The organism is Enterococcus sp. DIV0660C (assembly GCF_017316125.1).
GTDB lineage: Bacteria > Bacillota > Bacilli > Lactobacillales > Enterococcaceae > Enterococcus_B.
This window is the reverse complement of the sequence record NZ_JAFLWA010000025.1, coordinates 1-6,151: the sequence shown is the minus strand read 5'-3', so window position 1 is coordinate 6,151 and position 6,151 is coordinate 1. Positions and strand designations below refer to the sequence as shown.

Annotated in this window: 3 protein-coding genes, 1 tRNA gene, 1 rRNA gene and 1 other annotated feature; of the genes, 3 read left to right on the top strand and 2 right to left on the bottom strand. The window is 39.8% G+C overall.

What is annotated here, in order from left to right; all coding sequences use genetic code 11:
• Positions 1–237: 237 nt before the first annotated feature.
• Positions 238–310: transfer RNA gene (locus DOK81_RS07410), tRNA-Ala, on the bottom strand.
• Between the two features lie 86 nt (positions 311–396).
• Positions 397–1,956, bottom strand: a 16S ribosomal RNA gene (locus DOK81_RS07405).
• A 720-nt stretch (positions 1,957–2,676) separates the two neighbouring features.
• Between DOK81_RS07405 and DOK81_RS07400 the strand changes: the two genes are divergently transcribed.
• The 3 genes from DOK81_RS07400 to serS all read left to right on the top strand — a co-directional run bounded on the left by DOK81_RS07400 (position 2,677) and on the right by serS (position 6,123).
• Entirely contained in the window at positions 2,677–3,366 is a 690-nt protein-coding gene (locus DOK81_RS07400) for a response regulator transcription factor (protein ID WP_067483692.1), read from the top strand.
• Positions 3,353–4,543 (top strand): HAMP domain-containing sensor histidine kinase, encoded by a 1,191-nt coding sequence (locus tag DOK81_RS07395; protein ID WP_206909715.1) that lies wholly within the window; start codon positions 3,353–3,355, stop codon positions 4,541–4,543. Before DOK81_RS07400 ends, DOK81_RS07395 begins: the two co-directional genes overlap by 14 nt.
• A 44-nt stretch (positions 4,544–4,587) precedes the next feature.
• Positions 4,588–4,802: a binding site (T-box leader), on the top strand.
• 49 nt (positions 4,803–4,851) lie between these two features.
• Entirely contained in the window at positions 4,852–6,123 is a 1,272-nt protein-coding gene (gene serS / locus DOK81_RS07390) for a serine--tRNA ligase (RefSeq protein WP_206909714.1), read from the top strand.
• The last annotated feature ends 28 nt before the right edge of the window (positions 6,124–6,151 follow it).

Here is a 6,151-nt window from a genome sequence, read left to right as displayed (position 1 = left end):
TAGTCCCGTACTTCATCGGCTCCTAGTGCCAAGGCATCCACCGTGCGCCCTTATTCACTTAACCTTATCAACCTTACGGTTGGGTTTTGACTTCATTTCTAACACTAGACCCCTGTACCCCCCCCTCCCCAATTCCCCCCCTCCCAAAACCCCTTACCCGCTGCCCTCTCCCCCCGTTCTCCCCCTACCCCCCCTATCCCTCCCCCAATGAACAAAATTAACAACTAATGTTGTTAATGGAGCCTAGCGGGATCGAACCGCTGACCTCCTGCGTGCAAAGCAGGCGCTCTCCCAGCTGAGCTAAGGCCCCAAGTATTAAAAATAATAAGAGTAAACCTCTCAAAACTGAACAAAGTAATAATGACAAACCTGTGTAGTCTCCGTAATATTCCTTAGAAAGGAGGTGATCCAGCCGCACCTTCCGATACGGCTACCTTGTTACGACTTCACCCCAATCATCTATCCCACCTTAGGCGGCTGGCTCCAAAAGGTTACCTCACCGACTTCGGGTGTTACAAACTTTCGTGGTGTGACGGGCGGTGTGTACAAGGCCCGGGAACGTATTCACCGCGGCGTGCTGATCCGCGATTACTAGCGATTCCGGCTTCATGTAGGCGAGTTGCAGCCTACAATCCGAACTGAGAGAAGCTTTAAGAGATTAGCTTAGCCTCGCGACTTCGCAACTCGTTGTACTTCCCATTGTAGCACGTGTGTAGCCCAGGTCATAAGGGGCATGATGATTTGACGTCATCCCCACCTTCCTCCGGTTTGTCACCGGCAGTCTTGCTAGAGTGCCCAACTTAATGATGGCAACTAACAATAAGGGTTGCGCTCGTTGCGGGACTTAACCCAACATCTCACGACACGAGCTGACGACAACCATGCACCACCTGTCACTTTGCCCCCGAAGGGGAAGCTCTATCTCTAGAGTGGTCAAAGGATGTCAAGACCTGGTAAGGTTCTTCGCGTTGCTTCGAATTAAACCACATGCTCCACCGCTTGTGCGGGCCCCCGTCAATTCCTTTGAGTTTCAACCTTGCGGTCGTACTCCCCAGGCGGAGTGCTTAATGCGTTAGCTGCAGCACTGAAGGGCGGAAACCCTCCAACACTTAGCACTCATCGTTTACGGCGTGGACTACCAGGGTATCTAATCCTGTTTGCTCCCCACGCTTTCGAGCCTCAGCGTCAGTTACAGACCAGAGAGTCGCCTTCGCCACTGGTGTTCCTCCATATATCTACGCATTTCACCGCTACACATGGAATTCCACTCTCCTCTTCTGCACTCAAGTCTCCCAGTTTCCAATGACCCTCCCCGGTTGAGCCGGGGGCTTTCACATCAGACTTAAGAAACCGCCTGCGCTCGCTTTACGCCCAATAAATCCGGACAACGCTTGCCACCTACGTATTACCGCGGCTGCTGGCACGTAGTTAGCCGTGGCTTTCTGGTTAGATACCGTCAAGGGATGAACAGTTACTCTCATCCTTGTTCTTCTCTAACAACAGAGTTTTACGATCCGAAAACCTTCTTCACTCACGCGGCGTTGCTCGGTCAGACTTTCGTCCATTGCCGAAGATTCCCTACTGCTGCCTCCCGTAGGAGTTTGGGCCGTGTCTCAGTCCCAATGTGGCCGATCACCCTCTCAGGTCGGCTATGCATCGTGGCCTTGGTGAGCCGTTACCTCACCAACTAGCTAATGCACCGCGGGTCCATCCATCAGCGACACCCGAAAGCGCCTTTCAAATCAAAACCATGCGGTTTCGATTGTTATACGGTATTAGCACCTGTTTCCAAGTGTTATCCCCTTCTGATGGGCAGGTTACCCACGTGTTACTCACCCGTTCGCCACTCCTTTTCTTTCGGTGGAGCAAGCTCCGGTGAAAGAAAAAGCGTACGACTTGCATGTATTAGGCACGCCGCCAGCGTTCGTCCTGAGCCAGGATCAAACTCTCATAATAAAAGTTAGAACAATCTTTCGATTGTTAAGCTCAATTTGTTTGCTAGCATATTGCTTGCTGTTTAAAAATGTTTGTTGTCTTGAATTGAATCAAGACGCCCTACACATTTGGTTTGTCTTACTTTGTTCAGTTTTCAAAGGTCTACTTGAATTGCCGTAGCAACTTTTATATCATATCAGAGCGACGTTTGAATGTCAACTCTTTTTTGAAAAAGTTTTTTTCGATTCCGTTTAAGAAATCTTTCAGCAACTCATTTATCATATCGCATCGTCTGTTATTTGTCAAGAACTTTTTTGAAGTTTTTCTTGATGAAATCAAGCTTCATAAGAGGTTCTTTCTAAACGACTCAGTTATCTTATCACGTGACAATTCACATGTCAATAACTTATTTAACAATTACTCAACAAAATTACGACAACTCTGTTGAACAAATAATAATATACCAACTTAAAATTCTAAAGTCAACAAGAAAAAAGCTGTTTTGACAACATTTATAGCAAGATCGATTATTCTTTAATTCTGTTTTAAATTCATTCGCTTTTTACACTATTTTTGCTCAATTATATGTTATATCTGAAAAATTGTTCAGTTTTTTTTATTATATTTGATTTACAGTGATTTCTTCTAAATTTTTTGTTAACAAAGTGTTGCTTTTATCTATTTCTGCTTTTTTTTGCTAGAATAATGGTAAACATACTTATATTCTGGAGGATTCACTATATGAAAATTTTAATTGCAGATGACGATAAAGAAATTGTAGAGTTATTGAGTATCTATGTACACAATGAAGGATACGAAGCGGTAAAAGCTTATGATGGAAAAGAAGCACTATCAAAAATCAGAACCATTCCAGATATTGAACTACTTATTTTAGATATCATGATGCCTGAAATGGACGGGATGCAAGTTGTGAAAGAATTACGGAAAGAATCTCAAATTCCAATTATCATGTTAACAGCAAAAACAACTGATATGGATAAAATCAAAGGATTGGTTGCTGGTGCAGATGATTACGTAACTAAACCATTTAATCCATTGGAAGTTATGGCGCGTGTAAAATCTTTACTACGTCGTACAAAAATGCAAATAACTGCTGAACAACCAGATGTACTAGAAGTAAACTCGTTGATAATCAATAAAGACTCTCATGAGGTAAAAACAATTGACGGGAAAGAAATCCAATTAACTGCTCTAGAATTTGGAATTTTATATCTTTTAGCAAGTCATCCAAATCGTGTTTTTAGTGCGGATGAAATTTTTGAACGTGTTTGGAAACAAGAAAGTATTGTCTCAGCAAAAACAGTTATGGTACATGTGAGCCATTTACGGGATAAGATTGAAGAAGCTACAGGTGGAGAAAAAGTCATTCAAACTGTTTGGGGGGTTGGATATAAAATTGACGCAAGATAAGAGCGTAGGAAAAGAAAAGCGCCGACGTATCATTTTAACCTCCAAAGAAATTAGTGAACTTTTAGCAGAAGGAATCATCACAGTTATTCTTTTACTTCTATTAAATGTTGCTATTTTAGTAGTAATTAGTTCTGTCATTAACAGCTCCCCTTCTCTCACAAATGCAATTTGGGACTCCAAAAATATTTTTGCTCAACGACTTGGATCTGACCTTTTTTGGAATGGTAGGAATTTTATTATTCCGCTTTTCTTACTATTAGATATAGCAGTTTTATACTGGCGCTTGATTCGTCGCTATCGGCAAATGCAGTTACGTCATATTATTAGTGAACTGCATTTCATTGCTAATGGCAACTATGATCACCGAATCCCTTTTGAACTCAGTGGAGATCTTAGTAGAGTTGTCACTAGTATCAATGGATTAGTAGATAGTACTGTCGCCGCTATTGAAGATGAACGAAAAATTGAAAAATCAAAGGATGAACTAATTACAAATGTAAGCCATGATATTCGTACCCCACTAACATCCATTATTGGCTACTTAGGTTTGATCGAAGATGGACAATATCATTCTCAAGAAGATCTTTTGAAGTACACACATACTGCTTATGTAAAGGCGAAACAAATGAAGTCTTTAGTTGAAGATCTTTTTGAATATACAAAAGTACGACAGCCTGCTGTACCTGTTAACTTTTCAGCATTTGATTTAATTCAATTAATCGAACAACTTGCTGCTGACTTTGAGTTGGAAGCGGCCAAAAAAAATATCCAAATACTTGTCCAATCTAAAGAGTCTTCTTTGATTATGGATGGAGACACAGAAAAATTGGTTCGTGTCTTTAATAATTTAATTACAAATGCTTTGAAGTACGGTAAAGGAGCTACAAAGATTATTATTGAAGTCGAGCGTATTGGAACAGAAGTTGTAGCTGTCGTTAAAAATAATGGTGCAATGATTCCAAAACAATCGCTTGATAATTTGTTTGACCGTTTTTATCGAGTGGAAGAATCTCGATCACAAGCAACTGGTGGAACAGGACTTGGGCTAGCAATTGCTCAAAGTATCGTTGCATTACATGGCGGCTACATTTATGCAAAATCAGATCAAAGTTGGACTTCATTTATTATGCACCTACCTTTGAAAAAAAATAGTAAACTTCCTCAAGACAAAAAATAATCAGTTGACGAATATCCTATTTTTCGATATTCTTAAGTCAATTAGTGAATACTAAACACTGAACCCAGTACACTTTATTTTTTTACAGAGAGCTGATGGTCGCTGCAAATCAGTAAAAAATAATTTGGAAGTTCCAGTTCTATAATGTGTGCTTTTTGAAATAAAAAAAGCCGGTTAGCAGCCGTTATCTGTAAACAAGAGCAGCCATTGATGCTGAACTCGGGTGGTACCGCGAATACAAGACTATTTCGTCCCAAGATTTTTTGGGAACAAATAGTCTTTTTTTATTTATAAAGGAGGAATTAGTAATGTTAGATGTGAAAATGATGCGTCAGAACTTTGACTCAGTCCAAGAAAAATTAATGACACGTGGCGTAAAAAAAGAAACTTTGGCTGAATTTATGGAATTAGATGAAAGTCGTCGTAATTTGCTTGTAAAAAGTGAGGAATTAAAAAAATATCGAAATGATGTTTCTGCAGAAATTGCGCAACTAAAACGTAATAAAGAAGATGCTTCTGCAAAAATTTCAGAAATGAAAGAAGTTGGTGGTAACATCAAAGCCTTAGATACAGAAATTGCTGATGTTGATGAAAAACTTACTCAGATTGCTACTACCTTACCAAATTTACCTAATGAATCAGTCCCAATTGGAAAAGATGAAGAGGATAATGTCGAAGTTCGTCGTTGGAGCAATCCACGAAACTTTTCTTTTGAACCTAAACCACACTGGGAAATCGCAGAAAATCTTGATATTTTAGATTTTGAACGTGGCGCGAAAGTTTCAGGAAGTCGTTTTGTTTATTACAAAGGGTTAGGCGCGCGTCTAGAACGTGCGGTATATAATTTTATGCTAGACCAACATATTTATGAGCACGGCTATACTGAAATGATTACTCCATACATCGTTAACAGTCGTGCAATGTTTGGGACAGGTCAATTTCCAAAATTTAAAGAAGATGTATTCCAATTGGAAAATACTGATTTAACATTGATTCCTACTGCAGAGGTTCCTTTAACTAACTATTACAATGATGAAATTTTAAATGGAAAAGATTTGCCAATTCGCTTTACCGCTCTTAGCCCTGCTTTTCGTTCAGAAGCTGGCAGTGCTGGTAGAGATACTCGTGGTTTGATTCGCTTGCATCAATTTAACAAAGTCGAAATGGTTAAGTTTTCTGATGCTGAACATTCTTATGAAGAACTAGAAAAAATGACTAATGATGCTGAAGATATTTTGCAAAAATTGAACTTACCCTATCGTGTCGTTGCTTTATCAACAGGGGACATGGGCTTCTCTGCTGCTAAAACTTATGATTTAGAAGTTTGGATTCCTGCACAAGATACTTTCCGTGAAATCAGTTCATGTTCAAATTGTGAAGATTTCCAAGCACGTCGAGCAATGATTCGCTACCGCGATGAAGATGGAAAAATTCATTATGCACATACATTGAATGGTTCTGGTTTAGCTGTTGGCCGCACAGTCGCAGCAATCTTAGAAAATTATCAAAATGAAGATGGCTCAGTAACTATTCCTGAAGTCTTAGTGCCATATATGGGAAATTTAAGAGTAATCAAATAAATTTATTTTAAACAACAAAAAACCATCC